A 25,616-nucleotide genomic window follows, 5' to 3' on the forward strand; every position below is an offset into this window, starting at 1 on the left:
TTTAGAAAAATAAAAATAAAAAAAGACCCATATGGATTCACTTTCATCTATGAGAGAAAGCTAATCAATATGAGTCCTTTTTTGCGCATAGGCTAATATTCATTAGTTTTCCCCATAGTCCAGCAATTTAAGGTTGCCGGGTAGAAACTCTCGATCCATATTATCAAGTATATATGAGGTAACATCGTCCGTATTAAATTAGTAGTAGCGTAACATTAACAGAGAAGTATCGTCAATAGCTTTTTTTCTTCCAATAGAAAAAGACCATATAAGTATGATAAAATGTAACGCAGTGTTATGAAAAAGAGAGGTCGGAAAATGAGTACTAAAATGACGCCACCAGTTGAGAAAAACGAGTTTATAGATGTAGTATTTGAAGATTTAACACATGATGGTGCCGGTGTTGCGAAAGTAAAGGGCTATCCTATTTTCGTTAAAAACGGATTACCAGGTGAAGAAGCGCAAATTAAAATTATTAAAGTGAAGAAAAACTTTGCATTTGGTCGTTTAATGAAGCTTCATACAGAAAGTCCATATCGTAAAGATGCTGAATGCCCAGTATATAATCAGTGCGGCGGTTGTCAGCTTCAGCACTTAACTTATGAAGGACAATTACAAGCGAAAGAAAAACAAGTACGTGACGTTATGCAGCGTATCGGAGGACTAGGTGATGTTCCTGTTCATCCTGTACTTGGCATGAAGAATCCGTGGGTATACCGTAATAAAGCACAAGTACCAATCGGAGAACGTGAAGGCGGACTTGTAGCTGGTTTTTATCGCCAAGGAACGCATGACATCATTAATATGGAATCATGCTTAATTCAGGCAGAAGAAAACGATACATTAATCCAAGAAGTAAAACGTATTTGTGAAAAGCACGGTATCACTGCGTACAACGAAGAGCGTAACAAAGGAACACTTCGTCACGTAATGGCTCGTTACGGACAAGTAACAGGGGAAATTATGCTTGTCTTCATTACGCGTACAGCAGAATTGCCGAACAAAAAAGCAATTATTGAAGAAATTGCAGCGAAATTCCCAGAAGTAAAATCAATTGTTCAAAACGTAAATACGAAGCGTACGAATGTAATTTTCGGAGACAAAACGACAGTACTGTACGGATCAGAATACATTTATGACTTTATCGGTGACATTAAATTTGCGATTTCAGCACGTTCATTCTATCAAGTAAACCCAGAGCAAACGAAAGTGCTTTACGATAAAACGTTAGAATACGCAAAATTAAATGGTAACGAAACAGTAATCGATGCCTATTGCGGAATCGGATCAATCTCGTTATTCCTAGCGCAAAAAGCGAAAAAAGTGTACGGCGTTGAAATCGTCCCAGAAGCAATTGAAGACGCAAATCGAAACGCAGCACTAAACAACATGACAAACGCTGAATTTGGCGTAGGAGAAGCTGAAGTAGTTATTCCAAAATGGTACAAAGAAGGCGTAATCGCCGACACAATGGTCGTAGACCCACCGCGTAAAGGCTGTGACGAAGCATTACTAAACACAATCATCGACATGAAGCCAAACCGCGTCGTATACGTATCATGTAACCCAGCAACATTAGCACGTGACTTAAAAGTACTAGAAGAAGGTGGATATAAAACACAGGAAGTACAACCTGTTGATATGTTCCCGCATACGACTCATGTGGAGTGTGTGGCTTGGCTTAAGTTAGTATAATAGGAAAGCAGTTGATATAGAAAAAATCTATACCACCTGCTTTTTGGTTTACAAAAATACCATTCATAAGCGATTTTAGTTAAAATAAATATTGCTGATTTTCACAAATTATAAATTGAGATTTTGAAATTGTATTCATAGTGAGAGGATTTGAATTTGAAATGATAGATAATTTTTGGCGTGAATTACCACGACCATTTTTCGTACTTGCACCAATGGAAGATGTGACAGACGTTGTGTTCCGTCACGTAGTAAGTGAAGCTGGTCGTCCGGACGTATTCTTCACAGAGTTTACAAACTCGGATAGCTATTGCCATCCAGAAGGTATGAAAAGTGTACGTGGCCGTTTAATTTTTACAGAAGACGAACAACCGATGGTAGCACATATTTGGGGAGACAATCCTGAATACTTCCGTCAAATGAGTATCGGTATGGCAGAGCTAGGATTTAAAGGTATCGATATTAACATGGGTTGCCCAGTTCCGAACGTTGCATCAAGAGGAAAAGGTAGTGGCCTTATTCTACGTCCAGACGTTGCAGCAGAACTTATCCAAGCAGCAAAAGCGGGTGGACTACCTGTCAGCGTAAAAACAAGACTTGGCTTTAAAGAGTTAAGCGAGTGGGAAGATTGGTTAACGCACATTTTCAAACAAGATATTGCAAACCTTTCTATTCACTTACGTACAAGAGAAGAAATGAGCCAAGTAGATGCGCACTGGGAACTAATTCCGGAAATTAAAAAATTACGTGACCGCATTGCACCAAATACGTTAATAACAATCAATGGAGACATCCTTGATCGTAAAATGGGGCTGGAACTTGCTGAAAAATACGGCATTGATGGCGTAATGATCGGACGAGGCATCTTCAAAAATCCATTTGCGTTTGAAAAAGAGCCAAGGGAACATAGCAGTAAAGAACATCTAGATCTTTTAAGACTACAACTTGATTTACAAGATCAATATGCAGAAGTACTGCCACGCTCAATCACAGGACTTCATCGCTTCTTTAAAATTTATGTAAAAGGCTTCCCTGGAGCTGCTGAATTGAGAAATCAATTGATGAGTACGAAATCGACTGATGAGGTGCGTGCTTTGTTGGATAAGTTTGAGGATAGTGTTGGTATGGCTCAGGATAGTGAGACGGTTTAACTTTTAAGCAGTTAAATCATTTCATATGTAGTGCATGACATGAGTGAGTTGAAAATAAGTGCAGAGCTGGAAAAGAACAGTGTATTTGAGAAATCAAAACACTGTTTTTTTCTTTTAGTTAATGTTAAGAGAGAAATCTTTTTATAGGCATATAAAAAACATGTAAGAGCTCTGTAGATACAATGATAGAGAAAAGTTCGGGTAAGACTATAAAACATATCTTTAAAATGTTAAAGTATTAATTTAGCGGACAATAACTAAAAGGTTAGATTAAACATGATAATTTAAAGCAGGTTATAGCATAAACTTTAACCGCTGAATAAATAATCAACATTTCAGGAGGAAACCCAATGGCAATGAGCAACAACGATATATTAAAAAGAGTAAGATACGCTTTAGATATAAAAGACATAGATATGGTAGAAATCTTTAAACTTGGCGGGATGGAAGTAACGAAAGAAGACGTAGTTGATATGCTTACAAAAATAAAGAGAGCTCCTCAGCATGAAGCTGAAAATGATGAGGTAGCTGAAGATGAGTACGTAAAAACATGCGATATGATGATGTTAGAGGCATTTTTAAATGGATTTATTACTTTAAAAAGAGGAAAGCAAGATCCGAAACCAGGGCAGCCTGCACCTGTACAGAGCAAGGAGAGTGCCAATAACCTTCTTCTAAAGAAAATGAAAATCGCACTATCTTTAACGAGTGAGGATGTACTTGATATATTAGATAGCGTAGGCGTTACGGTAACAAAAGGAGAGTTAGGCGCTCTATTAAGAAAGAAAGGCCATAAAAATTACAAAGAGTGTGGCGATAGATACGCAAGGAATTTCATTAAGGGATTAGGTGTAAAGTATAGAGGATAATGAGTTCGTTAAAGCAGTAAATGATATAATAGGTAGAGTAGGACGTTCGTATCCTACTCTTTTTTATTTGTAAAAATACTATGCCAGGTGATGAAATGGTACATACATATTTAGGTGAGACAATTAATTTTCATATAACTTATAAGAAGAAAAAGTCCGTGCGTCTTTTTGTGGATTCGTATGGAAATGTGGAAGTGCAGGCTCCGAAAGGGACACCTGTTGAATACTTAGTTCAGTTGCTAGAGGAAAAGTGGGATTGGATTCAGACAACACGTAAGGAAATGGCGGAGCGAGCGCGTGGACCACAGGAAAAGGATTATGATCAAGGAGAGGGCTTTTTGTATTTAGGGAATACGTATCCGATACAGATTTCCCAAGATGCAAGCATTGAGCAAGACAATGCGATTTTTGAAGGGGATAAGTTACATATTTATGTGAAAGAGCTTAAGGATGAGAAAATACAACAAGCTTTAAAACGATTTTACTATAAGCAGTGTAAATCTTTAGTAGAGAAGAGTATTAAAGTGCATCAAAGTAATTTCAAAACAAAACCACGTTCTATTCGTATTACAGATAGTAGTCGTACTTGGGGTACTTGCGATTCGAATTTACAACTAACATTCAATTGGAAGCTAGCAATGGCACCACAGCGAGTAATTGACTATGTGGTTGTTCATGAAATGTGTCATATGGTTCATTTAAATCATGATCGATCTTTTTGGCGTCTTGTCGGGAAGATAATGCCTGATTATAAAGAAATGGAGAATTGGTTAGCGTTATCTAGTTGGAAGATGACGATTTAGGAAGGGATATCGATTTTTGTCTGTAAATCGATATTTCTTGTCGAATCGTTGATATATTGTGAGTTTTGATAGATATATTTTAAAAATCGTTGATATATTGTAAGTTATGATAGATATATTCGAAAAATCGTTGATATAATTTCATTTACCACAGGATTGTTCAACAAATCGAAAAGAGAAGAGGTCACAGCAGACATCTCCTCTTTTCGAGTATATAGATTATCGCCCAAATTTCACAATGAAAGTATCTGCTGTTTTCTCCATCTCATACCCAAGATACCCCTCCGAAAGCAAAGCCTGCTGTCCACTAGCATCACTCATTAGAATACTTTGAATATCCGTCCAATCGCTTTCTTTATCTCCGCGCAATTTCTTCACAAAAACATACCGCAGACTACCACCATACTTCTCCTTTAGCGCAGCAATCGCCATCCCTTGCGCAAACTTATCCTTCAAACTCGGGATGTTAAAAGGAGCAACGGTGCAGCATACGTAATCATATTTGCTGTCTTCTTTTTGCAATTCGTCCATGATGACGTTTGCTAATATTTTTTGCATACCATTTCCTCGGCAGTTCGGATGAACGTTTGAGATTTCTTGATAGATGACGCGGTGCAGTTCACTTTCTGATAGACCAATATCAAGCCCTAAATGTTCATCGTCGATAGGAGGGACGAGTAGAGCGCGAAATGCGATGAGTTCGTTTTCGATAAAAGCGCCGATCATCATGCCGTTTCCTTCTAGAATGTATTGAAATTCTTCTTGTGAGAGTGGTTGTAAACGACTTTTATCTTCTAGTGCTTCAACTACAATGTTTTGTAGTGATAAGATTTGCTCGATGTGCTCTAGTGATAGTAATGTAACGTGAAATGGATTGTTATTTTGTTTTAATGTTCCTTTGTATAGAACTGTCATGCGTTAGTCCTCCTTTAGCGTACAATGTCCTGAAAGACGGTGAGTTCTTGTAATGTATCTTCGTTTATTTCAATGCCGAGTCCAGGCTTTTCGTTTAAGCGAATGAATGGTACGTCGTAATGTAAGTTTCCGATGTCTTTTGTGAATTTTAATGGCCCTGTTAGCTCTACGCTCGTAATGATTTTCTTTGCGAAAGCGACATGGAATCCTGCGGAAGAGGCAACAGATGATTCGACCATTGATCCCACTTGGCATTCAATGCCTGCCATTTCTGCTTGATGAGCGAGCTTTACAGCGGGATATATGCCGCCGCATTTCATTAGTTTTATATTTACTTTATCAGCAGCTTCTAATTTAATAATTTGGCGCATTTCACGAGAACTTTTTAGTCCTTCATCAATCATAAGCGGGAGGTCTGTTTTAGAACGAATATGAGCCATGGCATCAATATCGTCCGCGATAACAGGTTGTTCAATCCAGTCAATGTTTAAATGTCCTAATGAACGTAGTGCTGTTAATGTGTTTGCGCTATTTTTCCAGCCTTGGTTTACATCAACGCGAATAGCGATGTCATTTCCTACACGTTCTCGTACAGCTTCAATACGTTTCACATCTTCTTTTACATTTGTACCAACTTTCATTTTGAAAGATTGGTAACCTTTTTGAATCATAGAAGCAGCTTCTTCAGCCATGTTTTCTGGATCGGCAATACTTAAAACATGAGTGACAGGGAATTCTTCATGGTAGCGCCCGCCAATTAATTGATATACAGGTTGATTTAGTTTTTTGCCCATTATATCAAAACAAGCAATATCAATTGCGGCTTTCGCTGTTGGAACACCGTAAATTGTATTGTCCATCATGTCGTGTATTTTTTCGATATTCATTGGATTTTGCCCGATTAGAGCAGGGGTTAGCGTATGTTTTAAAGTATAGAAAGTACTTTCCCATGATTCACCTGTGACGTGATCATCAGCAACGCCTTCACCGTAACCGATAATACCTTCATCTGTTTCCATTTTGACGATAATAGAGGGCATATCAGAATAAGAGCCATAACTAATAACAAACGGATTGTGAAGCGGTAAACGAATTGCGTAAAGATGAATAGCTGTAATTTTCATTGAATAGAGACCCCTTCCTGTTTACAATAGTTTTATACATTTGATATAGTTGACGTTAAATAGTCGTTAATTAATGATAAGGAGTTAGAGAAAATGATGATAAAAATTGCAGTTGTCGGTTCAAGGGAGTTTATGGAGAACCTTTTTCCTATTGCTCAAAAATTAGAAGGAATAGAAATTGATCCATATATTTACCTTCATCCGGCGGAATCTTCTGAACTATTAAAGTGTTTAAAGCCTTGTGATGTCATCTTTTTCTCAGGTGCTTTACCTTATTATATGGCAAAAGAAATAAGAGAACAATTACAAATTCCAAGTACATACTTACAGCAAGACGAGACAACTGTCGCATCTTCAATTCTTTCTATCATGTATCATCAAAGTATTCAACCACATAACATTTCCATCGATTTAGTAGACCGCTCGTTTATTACAAATGTGTTCCATGATATCGGTATAAAAGAAAGCCCGCAAGTGTTGGATTATGAAAATATGCTGTGGAGTAAAGATGAAATAAATAGAGTTATCGATTTTCATGTAGCTAAATATCAATCTGGAGAGGCTCATTTAGCTTTAACTAGTATTCACGCTGTTTACGACGAGCTTCAAAAAATAGGTGTTCCTTCAGAGCGTATGATTGATCCAACACAATCCATTATACATGGGCTAAAAGATGCAAAAATAAAAGCTGAGTTAGCAAAAAGCTATTCAGCTACTGTTGGTGCTTGTATTATTTCTTCCTTAGAATTACGAACGAGTTTGCTTGAAAAACTAGATGTCATTTCAAAAGAACTACGTGGTTCATTTAAACAAGTGGATGAAATGACATGCATTTTGTATACAACTCGTGGTGATATCGAATCAATTATTAAAACAAATGCGATAGATAACTTGTTTGCGAGCGTAGAAGGAACGATAGCTATTGGATTTGGTTATGGGAAAACCGTGAAAGAAGCGGAGCAAAATGCAAAAATCGCTCAAAGTTTTGCAAAGAACAATCCAATAGATCGTTGTTTTTATATACTAACAAGTGATAAAGATTTGTTTGGTCCGTTCCCGAAAGAACAGAGAGTACAAAGTTTGAAAAATGATAATCCGGAACTAATGAAAATAGCGAAGGAAACAAAGCTTAGTCCGGCCAACTTGTCAAAAATCATTCAATTTAGTCAATCGCACCCGTCATTGAAGTTTACAGCAGCTGACCTTTCTGAGTACTTACAAGTAACTCGAAGATCGACAGAAAGGTTGTTAAAGAAATTAGTTGATTACGGGTATGCTCATATTTGCGGCGAGGAAATGCCCTATCAACAAGGGCGACCTCGTGCACTATATGAACTGAATTTACCGCTATTTTTAAGCTTCTAGTTGAGCTTTTTGTTTCTTTAGTAGTTCTGCTTTTTCAATGTCTGATAGTTTTACAATTGTGAAGCCTGTTATACCATAAATGATTGAGATAATAGGTACGATGAAATTCAAAATAGCATAAGGAGCATATTCAAATGCACCTACGCCAAGTGTTGCGAGAATAAATACACCGCACGTATTCCAAGGAACGAAGACAGAAGTTAATGTTCCACCATCTTCTAATGCTCTGGATAAGTTTTTTGAATGTAGTCCTTTTTCCGTGTAGGCATTTGCGTACATTCTTGAAGGGACAACAATTGAAATATATTGTTCAGAGCAAGTAAGGTTTGTTGCAAAACAAGATGCGATAGTAGAAGCGATAAGCCCTTTTGCTGATTTCGCTAACTTTAAAATTTGATTTACAATTGAGCGAAGAATACCTGTATGTTCTAATACTCCTCCGAAAGTCATAGCGACAATTGTCATAGAGACTGTATTCATCATCGAATCTAAGCCACCGCGGTTAAATAGTTCGTCTACTAGCTTGTTTCCAGTGTCTATAACAAATCCAGCTTGGAGTGCACCGACAGATGCTGAGACAGAACCACCTTGAATAAAGACTTGTGATAAGAATCCTAAAATAATACCGACGAGAATCGCTGGTATAGCAGGGACTTTTTTAGCGACCAATACCATAACGACTACGGGTATAATGAGTAGAAAAGGCGAGATAACAAAGTTTTGTTGCAATACTTGTAACGTTTGATCGATGCTCTTCGCATCAATATTGTTAGCGCCAAAGCTTTTTCCTAAGACTGCGTAGACGATAAGAGTAATAATTAAACCTGGAACTGTAGTAAATAACATATGACGAATGTGTGCGAATAAATCTGTATTTGTTAATCCTGCGGCTAAGTTAGTTGTATCTGAAAGCGGTGACATTTTATCGCCAAAATAAGAGCCTGAAATAATGGCACCAGCAACCATTGGAGCTGGAATTCCCATACTTAGGCCAATTCCCATTCCAGCAACACCAATTGTGCCCATTGTAGACCAAGAGCTACCAATTGCTAATGCTACGATAGAACAAATGACGGTAATGGAAACTAAAAATAGTGATGGAGTTAAAAGTTTTAAACCGTAATAAATCATCGTTGCGACGATTCCACCGCCAATCCAAGCACCAATTGTTAAGCCAACAAGAATAATAATGACGATAGCGGGTAATGCAAGACGAATCCCTTTATACATTGCTTCTTCAAGATCATTCCATTTGTAACCGTAACGCCAAGCGACAATAGAAGCAACGGTTGTACCAATAATAAGTGGAACGTGAGGGGTTTGTTTTAATACAACAATTGTAACCATCATAACTGCAACGGTAATGATAATAGGGATAATCGCTATTCCAAAAGGTATTTCTTTTTTCATAAAGTTCCTCCTTGTTACGTATGTTTGTTTGTATTTTTAGAATTGTCGTAAAATAGACGTTTATTAGGTTATGATAACTAAAAGTTTATGTAAGCGTCAACATAAAAAACAGAAAATAAGGAATGTTCTAGTTGTTTGTTTAGTTTGTAATATAAGTGCAGAGTAAGCTTTTTAAGTATTTAAAAATAAATAATTGACTTTTTTCTTAAAATTCAATATGTTCATAAAAACATCTGTTTTTCATAAGTATAATTAACCCGAATCGTTTGTAATGTGGGAAGGAGACTGGAACGTTGAAAACATTAGAACTACAAGAGCGCTTAACGGAGATTTTTCAGCATTTACACGAAAACCCTGAAGTAAGTTGGAAAGAATATGAAACGACAGCGTATATTACTGACTTTTTAAAAGAAGAAGGAATTTCATATAGAACATTTGATGATTGTCCAGGTGTAATTGCTGAGATTGGAGGCGGGAATCCAGTTATTGCGATTCGTGCTGATATGGATGCACTTTGGCAAGAAGTAAATGGAGAATTTAAAGCGAACCATTCATGTGGCCATGATGCTCATATGACCATTGTAATGGGACTTATTTTACAATTGAAAAATATGAGATGGAAAAGTGGTACGGTTAGATTTATTTTTCAGCCGGCAGAAGAGAAGGGGAATGGTGCTTTGAAGATGGTGGAGAAAGGTGCTGTAGATGATGCTGATTTCTTATTTGGCGTCCATCTAAGACCAATTGAAGAACTATCTTTGAAACAAGCAGCCCCATCTATTCGCCATGGAGCAGCAGGATTTTTAGAGGGTATGATTCATGGGGAGGATGCACACGGGGCAAGACCACACCAAGGTGTGAATGCAATTGATGTCATTTCCATGATTAATATCGGTTTGAAAAATATTTGGCTGCCACCGCAAAGTTCCTATTCAGTAAAAATGACGAGATGCCAAGCAGGTGGTGATAATTTAAATATCATTCCGGGAAATGGTCATTTCAGTTTAGATGTAAGAGCTGAGAGTAATATACTATTAGAAGAATTAAAGAAAAAGATTGAGCATGTAATAGAATCAGCTGCATCGATGGGGTCGAAAACTTCATACGAATGGATGGATCTTGCACCAGGAGCAGAGGTTTCCGAAGAAGCAGAGCGCTTTATGCGTAAAGGTATTCTCGAAGTGTATGGGGAAGAGAGATGCACAGGGCCTCTCTATACGACAGGAAGCGATGATTTCCATTACTATACAGTGAAAAGACCACATTTAAAAGCTGTCATGCTTGGACTAGGAGCAGACCTACAACCTGGATTACACCATCCGTATATGAGGTTTGATCATAGTTGTATTATGGATGGGGTAGAAATATTGAAACAAACTGTATTGAAAGTGTTAGAAGACAGGGGCTAAAGAGCTCCTGTTTTTTTGTCGTGAATTGTCGGTAAATCGATATATTTGAAAAATCGTTGATATATTTGAAGTTATGATAGATATATTGAGAAAATCGTTGATATATTTGAAGTTACGATAGATATATTAAGAAAATCGTTAATATAATTTCACGTACCTATTAATTTGATGAAAAATGAGCCTCCAGTACATGGTGTATAATAATAAGTACCATTTTTTAATAGGAGAAAACGAATGAACGAACAATATTACGATGCAGTTTTACATATAAAAACAGTCGGTGAGCAAAAAGGGTTTAACAAGTCTATGCATTATCATCGCTATGAACCGACACCGTATAGCGGGTTAGATGAGTTATTGAATCAATATGAAATACGAAGTAGCGACCGAATTGTAGACTTTGGGTGCGGAAAAGGGCGATTAAACTTTTATATGCATCATAAATGTGGTGCTTCAGCAGTTGGAATTGAAATGAATGAAGAGTTTTATAAAGAAGCGATGGATAATCGAGATCGTTATGCACGAAAGGCACGAAACAGTAAGGGGAAAATTCAATTCCAATGTTGTTTAGCGCAGGAATATGAGATTGATCCACATGATAATAGGTTTTATTTCTTTAATCCATTTTCTGTACAAGTGTTTATGAATGTAGTAAATAACATTTTGCTTTCAGTAGAAGAAACGGGGAGAGAAGTGGATATTATTTTATATTATCCTTCTGAGGACTATATTTTCTTCTTAGAAAATCAGACTGCGTTTGAGCTGAAGAAAGAAGTTAGATTGCCAGGTGCTTATGAGAAGAATGGGAATGAGAGGTTTTTAGTTTATAGATTGGAGTGTTAATGTATGGGGGCTTGGGGAGTAGCAATATTATCAGACGATATTGCTGAAGATATTAAGTTACTGTATAAGGATTTGTTAGCAAATGAATATTCAAATGAGGACGCAAGTAGGATTGTAATTGAGGAATACAAGAATGAATTAGATAATGAAGAGACTATTGTTTTTTGGTTAGTATTTGCTTCCATACAATGGAGGTTAGGGAGACTTCAAGAGAATGTTAAGCAGGAGGCATTGCAAATAATAGAAAGTGGTGCAGATTTAGCCCGTTGGGAAGAAGAACCTAAATTACAGAAGAAACGTGAAGTAGTTTTAAATAAACTAAGAGAGCAGTTACATTCTCGGCAGCCAGAAGCTAAAAAAGTGCCGAAAAGATTTATAGCTAATACTTCTTTAAAAGCAGGTGATGCTGTTAGTTATGAATTAGTATCAGGGAGTTGTATTATTCTTAAAGTAATTGAGATTATTGAGGAATGGCACGGAGATAGGTATCCTCTATTTGAAATATGTGACTGGGAAGGCAAAGAAGTTCCTTCAAAGGAACAAATTAACCAATTTGGTTTAAAGAAAAGGATTTATGAAGATGGAAAGCAAGAAATGATGAAACTTGCTATTTATCCTTCAGGAAAAAGAGATAATCCAACTAAGAGAATGCAAATAGTAGCAGAAAATGTAAAAGTAGTATTGAATGTAGGTACACCTTATACAGTAATGAGTTGGAAGGAACTTGATAACTATTTACATGAAATATAATAAAAAAGACGCGCTACCAATAGGTAGCGCGTCTTTTTTATTAGTTACGGATTAAGTAATCAAATGCACCTAAAGCTGCGTTTGCACCTGAACCCATAGAGATGATGATTTGTTTGTACGGATTATTTGTACAGTCACCTGCAGCAAACACTCCTGGTACGTTTGTAGCGCCGTGCTTGTCTGTTACGATTTCACCGCGAACGCGTTCAACTGTTTCGCCTAACCAGTCTGTGTTTGGCACAAGACCGATTTGTACGAATACACCTTGTAATTCAACGTGATGAACTTCTTCAGTTTCACGATCGATGTAAGAAATACCGTTTACTTTATCAGTACCAGTGATTTCTTTCGTTTGAACGTTTTTCAGAACAGTTACGTTTGGTAAGCTGTTAAGACGCTCTTGTAATACAGCATCAGCTTTTAATTCTGGCATGAATTCAAGAACAGTTACGTGCTTAACGATACCTGCTAAGTCGATAGCTGCTTCAATACCAGAGTTACCTCCGCCGATAACTGCTACGTCTTTTCCAGTGAATAATGGACCGTCACAGTGTGGGCAATATGCTACACCTTTATTTTTGAACTCAGCTTCACCTGGTACGCCAACATTACGCCAGCGAGCACCTGTAGAAACGATTACGCTCTTACTTTTCAGAATAGCGCCGTTTTCAAGTTCCACTTCAATAAGTTCTTTTTTCTCTAAACGTTTCGCACGTTGTAGATTCATTACATCGATGTCGTATTCTTTTACGTGCTCTTCAAGGCTTGCTACTAGCTTAGGACCTTCAGTCTTTTTCACGCTGATGAAGTTCTCAATGCCCATAGTATCCATTACTTGACCACCAAAGCGCTCAGCAACGATACCAGTGCGGATGCCTTTACGTGCTGCGTAAATTGCTGCACTTGCACCAGCAGGGCCGCCACCAACAACAAGAACATCGTATGGATCTTTATCAGAAAGCTCTGATGCATCTGGACCGTTACCCATTTTAGCTAAAATTTCTTCAAGTGTCATACGACCGCTTCCGAAAGATTCGCCGTTTAGGTAAACAGTTGGTACTGCCATAATGTCTTTGCTTTCTACTTCCTCTTTGAATGCAGCGCCATCAATCATAGTATGTGTAATACCAGGGTTAAGAACGCTCATTACGTTAAGAGCTTGTACAACATCAGGACAGTTATGACAACTTAGGCTGATATAAGATTCAAAATGATATTCGCCTTGAATGTTTTTAATTTGATCGATTAATTTTTGTTCAACTTTTGGAGCGCGTCCACTTACTTGTAGTAAAGCTAACACTAATGATGTAAATTCGTGTCCTAATGGAATACCAGCGAATACGACACCAGTGTTTTCACCAGGGCGGTTTACGCTAAAGCTTGGTGTTCTCTCTAATTCAACTTTTTCTACTGTAATCTTAGATGACATAGTAGCTAATTCGTCTACTAGAGCTAACATATCTTTAGATACGTTATCGTCTCCTGCGCTTACTTTAAGTAAAATATCGTTCTCCATTAATTGAAGGTATTGGGATAGTTGTGTTTTTATATCTGCATCTAGTATCATTTTGATCGAACTCCTTAGATTTTGCCTACAAGGTCAAGGCTTGGTTTAAGTGTTGCAGAACCCTCTTGCCATTTAGCTGGGCAAACTTCACCTGGGTTGTTACGTACGTATTGAGCAGCTTTAATTTTGTTAACAAGAATGCTTGCGTCACGGCCGATACCGTCAGCATTGATTTCCATAGATTGGATAACGCCGTCTGGATCGATGATGAATGTACCACGAGCAGCAAGACCTTCTTCTTCCATTAAAACGTTGAAGTTTGTAGTGATTGTGCGAGTTGGGTCACCAATCATGATGTACTCGATTTTGCCGATAGTTTCTGAGCTATCATGCCATGCTTTGTGAGTGAAGTGAGTGTCTGTAGATACAGAGTATACTTCAACGCCTAAGTCTTTTAGAGTTGCGTATTGGTTTTGTAAGTCTTCAAGTTCAGTTGGGCAAACGAATGTGAAGTCAGCTGGGTAGAAACAAACTACACTCCATTTTCCTTTTAAACTTTCGTCAGTAACTTGGATAAATTCTCCATTATGGTAAGCATTAGCTTTAAACGGTTTTACTTCTGTGCCGATTAATAACATGTTAAAATTCCTCCTAAATGTTGGTTTTGAGCATCAAAAAATAGTGTGCTCATAAAATATATTTTTTAATTAACTATAATAATTCTAATTCGATATTAATTATCATATAGAAGTGGTTATTTTGTCAAGAGAATAAACCAACTTTATACCAATTTAATTAATATTTATTCTCAATTAAGACTAACAGGGAATGGAAAGGTAATTTTAAGTCTATAAATTTTAGATGAGTAGTTGAAAGTTTAGTGTGTATGTTAGAGATAGTGTGTAAGTTTAATTTCTTAGGAAGGAGATATTTCTTAGAAGTTGTGGTTTTGAAAAGGAACTGCTTACTTCTATTTTACAAAGAATTTTGTGATAAATAAAATAAAATGAATCGGAAATTTTTTGAACAATTTTTGTCATCTCAAATATATAATTAGGAAGTATATTACGATAATAGTTAGAAACATTGACTCAAAGTGCTAACAAGATATAATAAAACCTAGATATACATTTCAAAAAGAAGATCATATATTTTAGGATGAAAGATTTAATCCTATTATTTTTTATAGCTTTTAGAAAACGCTTACAATTAGTGTGGAGGGGAAACCATGTCTAAGTTCATGAAGTATTTTTTAATGGAAGCTAAAGATGTGATTGCATATGTGAAAGAGAAATTATCTAAGTTTGAACATGCAAAGGGGTTACAGTGTAAAGAAATAGGTGATGGCAATTTAAATTATGTGTTCCGCGTTTGGGATGAAAAAGAGAACATGTCTGTCATCGTAAAGCAAGCTGGGGATACAGCTCGCATTTCAGATGAGTTTAAGTTGTCGACGAATCGTATTCGTATAGAATCAGATGTTTTGCAGTTAGAGGATGAGTTAGCACCTGGACTTGTTCCTAAGGTGTATTTATTTGATAGTGTGATGAATTGTTGCGTAATGGAAGATTTATCGGATCACACAATATTACGTACAGCACTTATAAATCATCAAATATTTCCGAGGCTTGCTGACGACTTAACTACTTTTATGGTAAATACACTTTTATTAACATCGGATGTTGTAATGAATCATAAAGAGAAGAAGGAACTTGTGAAGAATTATATAAATCCTGAATTATGTGAGATTACAGAGGACCTCGTATATTCAGAACCATTTACAAATCATAATAAGCGTAATGAGTTATTTCAGTTAAATGAGGGATGGATTAGGGAACATATTTATAGTGATAAAGAGCTTCGTATGGAAGTAGCGAAACGTAAATTTTCTTTTATGACGAATGCACAGGCATTACTTCATGGTGATTTACATACTGGTTCTGTTTTTGTAAGAGATGATTCTACAAAGGTTATTGATCCTGAGTTTGCTTTTTATGGACCTATGGGATATGACGTTGGGAATGTAATGGCGAATTTAATGTTTGCTTGGGTGAATGCAGATGCAACGATGTCACCTGGAGCTAAGAAAGATACGTATATGGATTGGTTACAAACTACGATGGTAGAGGTAATTGATTTATTTAAGCAGAAGTTTTTAGGTGCTTGGGATATTCATGTGACCGAGATTATGGCGAAGGAAGAAGGCTTTAGCGAAGTCTATTTGAAATCTGTATTAGAAGATACAGCTGCAGTGACAGGTCTGGAATTAATTCGCCGTATTGTTGGATTAGCGAAAGTAAAAGATATTACTTGTATTGGGAATGGGGAAGCACGTGCTAGAGCGGAGCGAATTTGTCTTCAAGTAGCGAAGGGTTTTATTTTACGAGCGAATCAATATAGAACGGGCACAAGTTTTGTAGAAACGTTAAAAGAACAGTCAATGCACTACGCGAAGTAAGGGGAGAATATGATGGAAGAGCAATTAATACCAATTCAGTGGAAAGATGATGCTTTAGTTTTGTTAGATCAAACGTTATTACCAAATGAAATTGTCTATGAATCTTTTAAAACAGCTGAAAGTGTGTGGGATGCGATTCAAGTAATGAAAGTACGAGGTGCACCCGCGATTGGTGTTTCAGCTGCTTATGGAGTGTATTTAGGGATAAAGGAATTTGCTGAAAGTACGGAAGAAGGATTTATGGATGAAGTAAGAAAGGTATGTACATACTTGGCGACATCAAGACCGACTGCCGTAAATTTATTTTGGGCACTTGAAAGAATGGAAAGTGTAGCGACAGATAATATTCATTTATCAATCTCACAGCTGAAAAATAGATTACTAGAAGAGGCAAAAGAGATTCATAGAGAAGATGAAGAAATTAACCGTCAAATTGGAGAACATGCATTAACATTATTCCATGATGGAATGGGAGTATTAACACATTGTAATGCTGGTGCGTTAGCGACAACTAAGTATGGTACCGCGACAGCTCCCATGTACTTAGCGAAAGAAAAAGGATGGGACTTAAAAATCTATTCTGATGAAACACGCCCTAGATTACAAGGTTCAACGTTAACAGCATTAGAACTGCAGCGAGCAGGCATTGACGTTACTGTTATTACAGATAATATGGCAGCTATGGTCATGTCACAAGGGAAGATTGATGCGGTAATTGTTGGATGTGATCGTGTGGCAGCAAATGGTGATGTAGCAAATAAAATTGGCACATTAGGCGTATCTATTTTAGCTAAGTACTACAACATTCCGTTTTATGTAGCAGCGCCAACACCGACAATTGATTTAAAGACATCGACAGGAAAAGAAATTCCGATTGAAGAAAGAGATGCTTCTGAAGTGATTAATCGCTTCGGAAAATATTCAGCTCCGAAAGAAAGTAAAGTATATAATCCAGCATTTGATGTTACTCCACATGAAAATGTAACAGCGATTATTACAGAAAAAGGGATTGTAAAGGCACCGTTTACGGAGAATTTAAAAAAGCTATTTCAATAAGTAGATAAATGTAAAAGTCAGTCATCATAAGCTTCATACTTAGGGGGATGTATATGTTATTACAAAAAGAAAGAGAAGAAATTGTAGCGTATGGAAAGAAAATGATTTCTAGTGGTTTAACAAAGGGAACGGGCGGTAATATTAGTATCTTTAATCGTGAACAAGGTCTTGTTGCGATTAGCCCAAGTGGTTTAGAGTATTATGAAACAAAGCCTGAAGATGTAGTTATATTAAACCTAGATGGTGAAGTAGTAGAAGGAGAGAGAAAACCATCAAGTGAATTAGATATGCACCTTATTTACTATAGGAAGCGTGAAGATATAAATGCGCTTGTGCATACACACTCTCCTTACGCGAAGACGATTGCATCATTAGGATGGGAGCTTCCTGCTGTATCGTATTTAATTGCTTTCGCAGGACCGAATGTGCGCTGTGCACCGTATGAAACATTTGGTACGAAGCAATTAGCGGAGGCTGCTTTTGAAGGCATGATTGATCGCCGTGCTGTTTTACTTGCAAATCACGGTTTAATTGCTGGTGCAAATAATATAAAAATGGCGTTTACTGTTGCAGAAGAGATTGAGTTTTGTGCTCAAATTTATTATCAAACGAAAAGCATTGGGGAACCAAAGCTATTGCCAGAAGATGAGATGGAGAATTTGGCGAAGAAGTTTGAAGGGTATGGGCAGCAGTAGAATGAAACAAAAACACCCTCAAGAAATCTTGAGGGTGTTTTTTAAGCTTTTTTAAGCAACAAATACATAAAGTAAGGAGCCCCAATTAAAGCAACGACAATACCTGCTGGAATGCCATTAGGATCAACGATATTTCGTCCGATTGTATCTGCTAATAATAATAGCCATCCGCCGATTAAAAGGGCGATAGGCATGAAGATTTGATGTCTTGGACCTACTAAAGATTTCGCGATATGAGGAGCCATTAATCCGATAAAGCTAATTCCTCCTGTTACGGAAACAGCTGCGGCTGCAAGTGCAACGGCTGCAACTAATAAGTACCTGCGTTCTTTTTCAATTTCAATTCCAACGCCAATTGCGACTGGTTCGTTTAATGCTAAAATGTTTAATCGATTTGCTTTATAGAAAACAAACGGAATTAATACGATTAACCATGGGAGCATTGCTAAAACGAAAATCCAGTCATCTCCCCAAATATTTCCGGCAATCCATTTTGAGATAAAGTCCACTTTCATACGATCAGCGGATGAAATAAGGACAATCATCGCTCCAGATAGTGCAAATGCAAAACCGATACCAGTTAATGTTAATCGTATTGGTTGAAGTCCAGTTGATTTACTATATGAAAACACGTAAATTAGAACAGCTGTCAGAAATGCCCCAATAAATCCAACGACAGGTAGTAAGTAAAGAAATGAACCTACGTCTATTGGAAAGTATAAAAAGAAAATAGCAACAGCAACACCAGCCCCAGAGTTAATACCAAGAATACCAGGTTCAGCTAAATCATTTCGGGTAATTCCTTGCAGAATAGCCCCTGATAAAGCGAGAGCCATACCAGCTAATAATGTAATGACAATTCTAGGTAGTCTTAAAGAGTATAAAACAAACTCCTCTTTAAAAGTCCCTTGCCCCATTAATGTTGGGAGTAGTCGATCATAAGATAAAGATGCTGAACCAAGTCCCATTCCAACTACAATGGTTGTGATGATTACTATAAGTAAAGCGAGTATAATGAGACGCTGTTTTCTTAAAATAGATTGCATCATGAGAATGTTTTTCCTCCTTTACGTACAATGAATAGGAAGAATGGTAACCCTACAATCGCGACAATTGCCGCAACTGGTGTTTCGTATGGAGCGTTAATAGTACGTCCGATTGTATCTGCAAGTAGCATAAAGGAAGCTCCAGCAATTGCTGACATCGGTATAACAAATCGGTAATCTGGACCGACAATTGGGCGTACCATGTGAGGTACCATTAAGCCGATGAATGCCATATTTCCAACAAGAGCTACAGATGCACCTGCAAGTAAGATAATAATGATAAATAAAATAGTTTTAATAACAATAATTTTTTGACCTAGTCCAATAGCCACTTCCTCACTGAAACTAAGAACTGTCAATTTTTTTGCTAGTAAGATAGCGATAAAGATACTAATTGAAATGACCGGAATAATAATTTTTAATTGGCTCCAAGTTGTTCCAATTACGCCCCCAGCAGTCCAAAGTGATACATCTTGTGAAATTTTAAAGTAAATGCCGATTCCTTCTGAAATTGCGAGTAGAAATGCTGAAACTGCAGCGCCCGCTAATACAATTCGAAGAGGAGAAAGGCCGCCTTTTTTCACCATACCAATTCCAAATACCATAATTGCGCCAATTGCAGCACCGATAAAGCAAGCTAATGTTAAGTAAAGATAGCTGATGGAAGGGTTGAAAGCAAGTGTCAGTGCAAGCGCAGCATTTGCTCCACCAGATAGCCCTAATAATCCAGGATCCGCAAGTGGATTTCGTGTTAATCCTTGCATAATTGCCCCAGAAACGGCTAATCCAGCTCCTACAAAAATAGCAGCAACTTCACGTGGTAAACGTATTTCTCGAATAATAGATATTTTGTCTCCTTTAGCGGAGGAAGTGAGTGCTAACCATACATCTTTTATCGAAGTATCTGCAGCACCTAATACCATTGCAACCATAAAAATAAGAAAGAATGCAATTAAGCTTAAAATTAGTTTGTATGTAAAAGCTATAGAACGTGGATTGTCATGATCTTTTGTCATTCGTTTCACATCTTTTCTGTTCATAGAATAAAGGAAGAGGAATTCTTAAATTAAGAATTCCTCATGTTTGTATTATTTACCAAGAAAGCTCTTCTTGAAGAAGTCTAGTTGGAAATCTAATGTAAGTGGATCATTGAAATAGAATTCCATCATGTTTGCTTCATATACGCGATTATTTTTTACTGCTGGGATGTTTTTATATGATTCTGTCTCTTGGAATGAGTTATCAGTATCTTTGTTTTTACTTACGATTAAGTAATCACCAGCAAATTCAGGTAATACCTCAGTAGATAATGCGTAGTAACCTTCTTTTAATGCTTTCTCTTTTACTTTTTCAGGCATTTTTAATTTCATTTCTTGGTACAGGATTTCTGTTCCACGGCCCCAGTTCTCGCCGTATACATAAAGCTGTTTGTTGAAGTTTTCTACAACAGAAACTGTTGCATCTTCACCGATTTTTGCTTTAATTTCTTTACCAGCTTCTTGTGCACGTTTCTTGAAGTCATCAACCCAAGTTTTTGCTTCTTTTTCTTTATTTAATAACTTACCGATTTCTAAATGCTGTGTTAAGTAATCAACTTTTCCGTAAGTGTATGTTACAGTAGGCGCGATTTTCTTTAACTTATCGACATTTTTAACATTTGATAAACCGATGATTAAATCTGGATTTAGTTCAGCGATTTTTTCAACATTTTCATCAGATACTTCAGCAACATCTTTAAGTTTGCTATCAAAACGTGGGTTTTGTTTAGACCATGAATCTACCCCAACAAGATTTACACCTAATGACATTACGTTACCAGCGAATGATGATAATACAACAACGCGTTTTGGATTTGCAGGAACTTCTACTTTTTTACCATCTTCAGATTGGTATGTAATTGTTTCTGATTTGCTACCTTTTGCATCGTTCTTTTTGTCTGTAGAGTTATTGCTACAAGCGCTCATAACAAGAACGAAAAGGACTGTTAGTGAAATAAATAACTTTTTCATCGTCTTTCTCCTTTAACATAGATGATATGTGTATACAATAATTTGTTTAACTGCAATCTTTTTGAAATAGTAGTGGTAATGCAAAATAATTTATTAAAAATCTTGAATATGAGATTTTATAATATAGTAATAACCATATTAATGAAAGAAGATGTAATCTCAAATTTGCTAATTATTAACAAAATGATAATGATTATCACTATTGATTCTTTAAATAATATAATTTTATATAGGTGTATTGTCAATAGTAATTTTGATTGTAAATTTTGCGGAAACAGGTTATATTTTATTGAGAATGATAATCAACGATTAATAGCTGAGGAGTGAGCACGAATGAATCGAGAAGAATTGTTTGATGTAACCGTGATAGGCGGAGGACCTGCAGGGCTTTATTCAGCTTTTTATAGTGGACTCAGAGAAATGAGAACGAAAATAATAGAATTTCAACCACATTTAGGTGGAAAAATACATGTGTATCCGGAAAAAATGATTTGGGATGTAGGAGGACTATTGCCAGTTACAGGTGATAAGTTAATTGAACAACTTGTACAGCAAGGGTTAACATTTAAGCCGGAAGTTGTATTAGATACAAAAGTAGAATCGATTATTCGTAATCAAGATGGTACTTTTACATTAAAAACAAGTACTGGCGAAGAACACTTTTCAAAAACAGTTATCGTCGCAACAGGAAGTGGTATATTGAAACCGCAAAAGTTATCTATTGAAGGTGCTGAGCGATTTGAAGTATCGAATTTAAATTATACAGTTAAATCTTTAAAGCGTTTCAAAGGTAAAACAGTTATTATTTCCGGTGGAGGCAATTCTGCTGTTGATTGGGCAAATGAATTGGAACCAATTGCGAAAAAAGTGTATGTAACTTATAGAAAAGAAGAATTATCTGGTCATGAAGCACAAGTAAAACAACTTATGAACAGCTCAGCGGAGTGTTTCTTTAATACATCGATTACAAAATTAATTGCCGGTGATAATCATGAAGCAATCGAATATGTAGAATTAACAAATCATGAAACAGGTGAGGTTTCTCATTTACCTATTGATGAAGTTATTATTAATCATGGATATGAACGCGACATTACATTATTAGAAAATAGTGAGTTAGACGTTGCAATTATAGATAATTATTATATTGCAGGTAATGCAAATAGTGAGTCTTCAGTAGATGGATTATATGCTGCTGGAGATATTTTAAAGCACGAAGGGAAACTACACTTAATTGCAGGTGCATTCCAAGATGCTGGAAATGCTGTGAATAAAGCAAAACAATTTATCCAACCAGATGCAAGTGAGTACGGAATGGTTTCTTCTCATAATGAAGTATTTAAGAAGAGAAATCGCGAACTGATTAAGCAGATGATGAAATAATAAGGAACAAGTATACCCCCACGTATTTCTCTATTCAAGTGAATGAGAGATGTACGTGGGGGTTTTCCTGTTTACTATATTTTCTATCATTATAATGACACCGGTTTCATCAGTTCATATGATATGAACATTTTATTGGTAAAGCATCCTAGAAAACAATTTAGCTATGTTTTGCTTACACAGAACATGGCTAAATTACGCTGTCCCTTTAGCGCGTTTATTAGGAAATGGCATATTTAGTATAGAAGCAATATACTGTTTTCCGTGTTTTCGAGCCAATGATTCTAATATTTGACGGACGCGTTTTGTAAGATGACCTTGTTTTTGGATGGCTTCACAATATGCGTCATAGAAGGCATATTTAGCCCAAAGGAAATCATCTTGTTGGAATAAGAAATGATTTTTGTACCATTCACCAATTGTATGATAACAATTGTTTTCATGTATTGCTGTGCTTTGAGAAAGAAAACGATCAGATAAAGATACATTCAAATGAGAAATTGTGTTTTCTGTTTCAACTTGCAGTGTTTTTTCTAACATTGTAATGATGTGACGAGTAGCCATATGTTAACTCTCCTTTGTGTAAATGGGTAATACCATTCTATATTTAAAAAATTCTTACTATATAATACTATACAATATATGGAATGCATCTACCTGCTTTTTGAACTGCATTTACAAAATCTTTTTTATTTGTTTACAAAAATAAAGTAAAGTAAGATACAGTATAGATGAAAAAATAATAAAGGAATGAACGCATTGTATATAACAATAGAAGAGACTGCGGAGTATTTGAATTTACCAAAATCGTATATTGAAGAGTTAATTCAGCAAAAGAAAATTCGTGCGCTATTCGATGGAGAGCAATATTTAGTAAATAAAGAACAATTCAATACGCATTTAGAACAAATGGAGAAATATAAGCAATTAGTGGAAGAAATATTGAACGAACCAATTCCAGAAGATATGGATGTTAAAGACGAAGATTAAACTATGGGAAATCCCTTATGAAGATATGCAGAAATGTATCTTCATAAGGGATTTTTTGTTTGAAGATATCAAAAACATAAGGAGTTCTTAGCCTTTCTTCAAATTTTGATAGGTAGTAGTCTACCATGTTAAAAGCATATTTTTTTCTAGCTAGGACAAACATAGAGAACGTAACCTGTACAGATACATATACTATCAGTGCAAAAGCTTATAAATTAATGGAAGGGGTTTTCTCGTGAGTTTATTTCATTGTGATTTTTTGAAAGACTTAATTGGATCTTTTGTGAGAGTAAACAGGGGTGGTCCAGAATCTCAAAAAGGAACAATAATATCAGTATGTCAGGACTACTTCGTATTGAAGAATGAAAAAGGTGAGCTTTATTACTATCAACTTAAACATCTAAAAAGTATTACAAAAAATGCGAAAGAATGTGGATCAAGTGATTGTGAGTGGGAAGATTGCGCCTGTGCAGAAGATTTTGAAGCACTACTTGAAAGTTTCAAATATTGCTGGGTGAAAATTAATCGCGGCGGTCCAGAGAAAGTGGAAGGCATTTTGCAAGATGTTTCTTGTGACTTCGTAACATTAATCGTAAAAGAAGAAATTATATTAATTGCAATAAAGCATATTAAAAGTGTTAACTATAATGCTTTAGCATGCGGAGAGAGCGATGAGAGCGACAATAGTAAGGAAAGTAGCGATAATTCAGGTCGTGCTCGTGCACAAAGACAATCAAGTAGAGGAAGATAATAAGAAAGGGGGATACGAAATTGGAGAATGTATTATGCTGTGACCAAATTAAATGTTTAGTTGGTGAGACTGTAAAAGTAAACCTTCGTGGACCAGAAAGTCGAGTTGGTGAGCTCGTATCGTTAGGAAAAGATTATCTAACGTTACAGTTACCTCATGGTGAATTAGTATATTATCAGTTGAAACATGTGAAGAGTCTAGTGAAGAAAGTGAAAGAAAGTAAATGTGGCGATTGCTATAGTTCATGTTTCTGCTCTGATGAGGATACTTTTTTAGATATATTAAAAGACTTGAAGTATAAGTGGGTAAAAATTAATCGTGGCGGTCCAGAGTGTGTGGAAGGTTTATTAAGTGAGGTACACCATGGCTGTATTACACTAGTAAACGGTGATGAAGTTATTTATGTAATTAAGTCTCATATTAAGAGTGTGAGTCAAGTAGTTAAATGTAAAAAGAATGAAGATGAATAATGTTTAATAAATAAGAGGGGCATTATGAGGGAAAGAGAAGAACAATTTCTTATTTCGATAGTATGAAAAGGAATTACTTACTATTAAAACAGAACTTTGCCCTGATTATTTTTTTAGAAATGGAAGACAGATAAGAAGAAATTCGTAGGAAGGAGGATATAGATGAATGAGTTAAACAAAAGTATTGGAGAAAATATATATGTTAAATTAATCGGTGAAAAAAGATTTAAAGGTGTATTAATTGATGTAGGAAATGATATCGTTGTTCTTTACAATGGACAAGACTACGTATATATATCTTTATATCATGTACAATATTATAAGTTTTTAAGATCAAATGATGAAGAAATCTCAAAACCAGATGTGGATTCTGTAATTAAGAGAGAGTCTCCTTCAATTTCTTTGAGGAAAGTATTAAGTACATCTAAAGGGATTTTTACGGAAATTTATGTAGCCGGAAATGCTCCAATACATGGTTATGTTACAAGTGTGATGAACGATTATATTGTTTTTTATAGTCCAGTTTATAAAACTGTATATATATCTTTAAAACACTTGAAATGGTTAATTCCGTATAAAGAAAATCAAGTGCCTTATGCCCTCAATAAAAATGAACTCCCCGTGAATCCGTTAAATATTACGTTAGCTCGAACGTTTGAAGAACAGCTTATTAAAATGGCTGGGAAAATTATGGTGTTCGATTTAGGTGAGGAGTCCAATAAAATTGGAAAAATGGCGAAAATTGATGAAGGTCATATTGAAATATCAAAAGCACGTGATGCGAAAATGTATGTAAATATTCAACATGTAAAATCTGTCCATTGTCCGTAAGCTAGTTGAAAGGGCTGGCTTTTTCTTTTATATGCAGAAGAAAAGGTCGAGCCTATTTGTTTTAGTTTAATTTGGAGATGAGGGGA

25 protein-coding genes and 1 riboswitch are annotated in these 25,616 nt (G+C 36.1%); of the genes, 16 read left to right on the forward strand and 9 right to left on the reverse strand.

The window, feature by feature from the left end:
• Positions 1-95: 95 nt before the first annotated feature.
• Positions 96-197, reverse strand: a riboswitch (purine riboswitch).
• 121 nt (positions 198-318) lie between these two features.
• The 4 genes from rlmD (at position 319) to GD442_RS01915 (ending at position 4,518) form a co-directional block, all read left to right on the forward strand.
• A complete protein-coding gene (gene rlmD / locus GD442_RS01900) occupies positions 319-1,695 on the forward strand; it encodes a 23S rRNA (uracil(1939)-C(5))-methyltransferase RlmD (protein ID WP_000105032.1) in 1,377 nt (458 codons plus the stop codon).
• Between the two features lie 161 nt (positions 1,696-1,856).
• Positions 1,857-2,846: a tRNA dihydrouridine synthase gene (locus GD442_RS01905; protein WP_071714721.1), complete on the forward strand. Its 990-nt coding sequence runs from the start codon at positions 1,857-1,859 to the stop codon at positions 2,844-2,846.
• A 350-nt stretch (positions 2,847-3,196) separates the two neighbouring features.
• Positions 3,197-3,715, forward strand: coding sequence for a YehS family protein (locus GD442_RS01910; RefSeq protein WP_001251702.1), 519 nt, complete (start codon positions 3,197-3,199; stop codon positions 3,713-3,715).
• A gap of 95 nt (positions 3,716-3,810) precedes the next feature.
• Positions 3,811-4,518 carry a M48 family metallopeptidase gene (locus GD442_RS01915; RefSeq protein ID WP_074553589.1) on the forward strand — a complete coding sequence of 236 codons (708 nt, stop codon included), beginning with the start codon at positions 3,811-3,813 and terminating at the stop codon, positions 4,516-4,518.
• Positions 4,519-4,737: 219 nt separating this feature from the next.
• Here GD442_RS01915 and GD442_RS01920 read toward each other — a convergent pair whose 3' ends face one another.
• Both GD442_RS01920 and GD442_RS01925 read right to left on the reverse strand, forming a co-directional pair.
• Complete coding sequence (locus GD442_RS01920; RefSeq protein WP_078187439.1) at positions 4,738-5,433, reverse strand: N-acetyltransferase; 696 nt, start codon at positions 5,431-5,433, stop codon at positions 4,738-4,740.
• Positions 5,434-5,447: 14 nt separating this feature from the next.
• Positions 5,448-6,557, reverse strand: coding sequence for a mandelate racemase/muconate lactonizing enzyme family protein (locus tag GD442_RS01925; protein WP_086408068.1), 1,110 nt, complete (start codon positions 6,555-6,557; stop codon positions 5,448-5,450).
• Between the two features lie 93 nt (positions 6,558-6,650).
• On the opposite strand from GD442_RS01925, the gene GD442_RS01930 reads away from it, so the two are divergent.
• Entirely contained in the window at positions 6,651-7,922 is a 1,272-nt protein-coding gene (locus GD442_RS01930) for a transcriptional regulator (RefSeq protein ID WP_086408067.1), read from the forward strand.
• Here the strand turns inward: GD442_RS01930 and nhaC are convergent.
• The gene (gene nhaC / locus GD442_RS01935) at positions 7,911-9,332 is read right to left on the reverse strand and encodes a Na+/H+ antiporter NhaC (RefSeq protein ID WP_000711522.1); all 1,422 of its coding nucleotides are present in this window, start codon (positions 9,330-9,332) and stop codon (positions 7,911-7,913) included. The two genes, GD442_RS01930 and nhaC, sit on opposite strands and share 12 nt — an antisense overlap.
• 293 nt (positions 9,333-9,625) lie before the next feature.
• Here nhaC and GD442_RS01940 point away from each other — a divergent pair, with 293 nt between their 5' ends.
• The 3 genes from GD442_RS01940 to GD442_RS01950 all read left to right on the forward strand — a co-directional run bounded on the left by GD442_RS01940 (position 9,626) and on the right by GD442_RS01950 (position 12,334).
• Positions 9,626-10,741 carry a M20 peptidase aminoacylase family protein gene (locus GD442_RS01940; RefSeq protein ID WP_000853516.1) on the forward strand — a complete coding sequence of 372 codons (1,116 nt, stop codon included), beginning with the start codon at positions 9,626-9,628 and terminating at the stop codon, positions 10,739-10,741.
• Between the two features lie 234 nt (positions 10,742-10,975).
• On the forward strand, positions 10,976-11,584 hold the full coding sequence (locus tag GD442_RS01945) for an SAM-dependent methyltransferase (RefSeq protein ID WP_001005624.1): 609 nt from the start codon (positions 10,976-10,978) through the stop codon (positions 11,582-11,584).
• Between the two features lie 3 nt (positions 11,585-11,587).
• Positions 11,588-12,334, forward strand: a complete 747-nt coding sequence (locus tag GD442_RS01950) for a hypothetical protein (protein ID WP_000501503.1) — start codon at positions 11,588-11,590, stop codon at positions 12,332-12,334.
• A gap of 40 nt (positions 12,335-12,374) precedes the next feature.
• Here GD442_RS01950 and ahpF read toward each other — a convergent pair whose 3' ends face one another.
• Both ahpF and ahpC read right to left on the reverse strand, forming a co-directional pair.
• The gene (gene ahpF / locus GD442_RS01955; RefSeq protein ID WP_000599508.1) at positions 12,375-13,901 is read right to left on the reverse strand and encodes an alkyl hydroperoxide reductase subunit F; all 1,527 of its coding nucleotides are present in this window, start codon (positions 13,899-13,901) and stop codon (positions 12,375-12,377) included.
• Positions 13,902-13,915: 14 nt separating this feature from the next.
• Positions 13,916-14,479: an alkyl hydroperoxide reductase subunit C gene (gene ahpC / locus GD442_RS01960; protein ID WP_000924420.1), complete on the reverse strand. Its 564-nt coding sequence runs from the start codon at positions 14,477-14,479 to the stop codon at positions 13,916-13,918.
• A gap of 590 nt (positions 14,480-15,069) precedes the next feature.
• On the opposite strand from ahpC, the gene mtnK reads away from it, so the two are divergent.
• From mtnK to GD442_RS01975, 3 genes are read left to right on the forward strand one after another with little or no spacing between them, the layout of a single operon-like run.
• The gene (gene mtnK, locus GD442_RS01965; protein ID WP_017657393.1) at positions 15,070-16,299 is read left to right on the forward strand and encodes an S-methyl-5-thioribose kinase; all 1,230 of its coding nucleotides are present in this window, start codon (positions 15,070-15,072) and stop codon (positions 16,297-16,299) included.
• Between the two features lie 9 nt (positions 16,300-16,308).
• Positions 16,309-17,355, forward strand: coding sequence for an S-methyl-5-thioribose-1-phosphate isomerase (gene mtnA, locus GD442_RS01970; protein ID WP_002025237.1), 1,047 nt, complete (start codon positions 16,309-16,311; stop codon positions 17,353-17,355).
• A 53-nt stretch (positions 17,356-17,408) separates the two neighbouring features.
• Positions 17,409-18,050, forward strand: a complete 642-nt coding sequence (locus GD442_RS01975) for an L-fuculose-phosphate aldolase (RefSeq protein WP_000926557.1) — start codon at positions 17,409-17,411, stop codon at positions 18,048-18,050.
• 41 nt (positions 18,051-18,091) lie between these two features.
• Here GD442_RS01975 and GD442_RS01980 read toward each other — a convergent pair whose 3' ends face one another.
• The 3 genes from GD442_RS01980 to GD442_RS01990 are packed head-to-tail and all read right to left on the reverse strand — an operon-like array spanning position 18,092 to position 21,105.
• Positions 18,092-19,099, reverse strand: a complete 1,008-nt coding sequence (locus tag GD442_RS01980; RefSeq protein ID WP_000983752.1) for a FecCD family ABC transporter permease — start codon at positions 19,097-19,099, stop codon at positions 18,092-18,094.
• The gene (locus GD442_RS01985; protein ID WP_002025239.1) at positions 19,096-20,136 is read right to left on the reverse strand and encodes a FecCD family ABC transporter permease; all 1,041 of its coding nucleotides are present in this window, start codon (positions 20,134-20,136) and stop codon (positions 19,096-19,098) included. Before GD442_RS01985 ends, GD442_RS01980 begins: the two co-directional genes overlap by 4 nt.
• A gap of 48 nt (positions 20,137-20,184) precedes the next feature.
• Positions 20,185-21,105, reverse strand: a complete 921-nt coding sequence (locus GD442_RS01990) for an iron-hydroxamate ABC transporter substrate-binding protein (protein ID WP_074554010.1) — start codon at positions 21,103-21,105, stop codon at positions 20,185-20,187.
• A 333-nt stretch (positions 21,106-21,438) separates the two neighbouring features.
• Here GD442_RS01990 and GD442_RS01995 point away from each other — a divergent pair, with 333 nt between their 5' ends.
• Positions 21,439-22,488 carry an NAD(P)/FAD-dependent oxidoreductase gene (locus GD442_RS01995; RefSeq protein ID WP_001078299.1) on the forward strand — a complete coding sequence of 350 codons (1,050 nt, stop codon included), beginning with the start codon at positions 21,439-21,441 and terminating at the stop codon, positions 22,486-22,488.
• A 195-nt stretch (positions 22,489-22,683) separates the two neighbouring features.
• On the opposite strand, the gene GD442_RS02000 is transcribed toward GD442_RS01995, so the two are convergent.
• Positions 22,684-23,052, reverse strand: a complete 369-nt coding sequence (locus GD442_RS02000; protein WP_000235476.1) for a hypothetical protein — start codon at positions 23,050-23,052, stop codon at positions 22,684-22,686.
• Between the two features lie 186 nt (positions 23,053-23,238).
• Between GD442_RS02000 and GD442_RS02005 the strand changes: the two genes are divergently transcribed.
• The 4 genes from GD442_RS02005 (at position 23,239) to GD442_RS02020 (ending at position 25,530) form a co-directional block, all read left to right on the forward strand.
• Positions 23,239-23,478: a helix-turn-helix domain-containing protein gene (locus GD442_RS02005; protein ID WP_002025240.1), complete on the forward strand. Its 240-nt coding sequence runs from the start codon at positions 23,239-23,241 to the stop codon at positions 23,476-23,478.
• 235 nt (positions 23,479-23,713) lie between these two features.
• Positions 23,714-24,229 (forward strand): spore coat protein B, encoded by a 516-nt coding sequence (locus tag GD442_RS02010; RefSeq protein WP_000051527.1) that lies wholly within the window; start codon positions 23,714-23,716, stop codon positions 24,227-24,229.
• A gap of 20 nt (positions 24,230-24,249) precedes the next feature.
• Positions 24,250-24,699: a spore coat protein B gene (locus GD442_RS02015; RefSeq protein ID WP_000432509.1), complete on the forward strand. Its 450-nt coding sequence runs from the start codon at positions 24,250-24,252 to the stop codon at positions 24,697-24,699.
• 162 nt (positions 24,700-24,861) lie between these two features.
• Positions 24,862-25,530 (forward strand): LSm family protein, encoded by a 669-nt coding sequence (locus tag GD442_RS02020; RefSeq protein WP_001004284.1) that lies wholly within the window; start codon positions 24,862-24,864, stop codon positions 25,528-25,530.
• Positions 25,531-25,616 lie beyond the last annotated feature (86 nt).

It is taken from the genome of Bacillus sp. A260 (assembly GCF_009861435.1).
In the GTDB taxonomy this organism is placed as follows: Bacteria; Bacillota; Bacilli; order Bacillales; family Bacillaceae_G; genus Bacillus_A; species Bacillus_A cereus.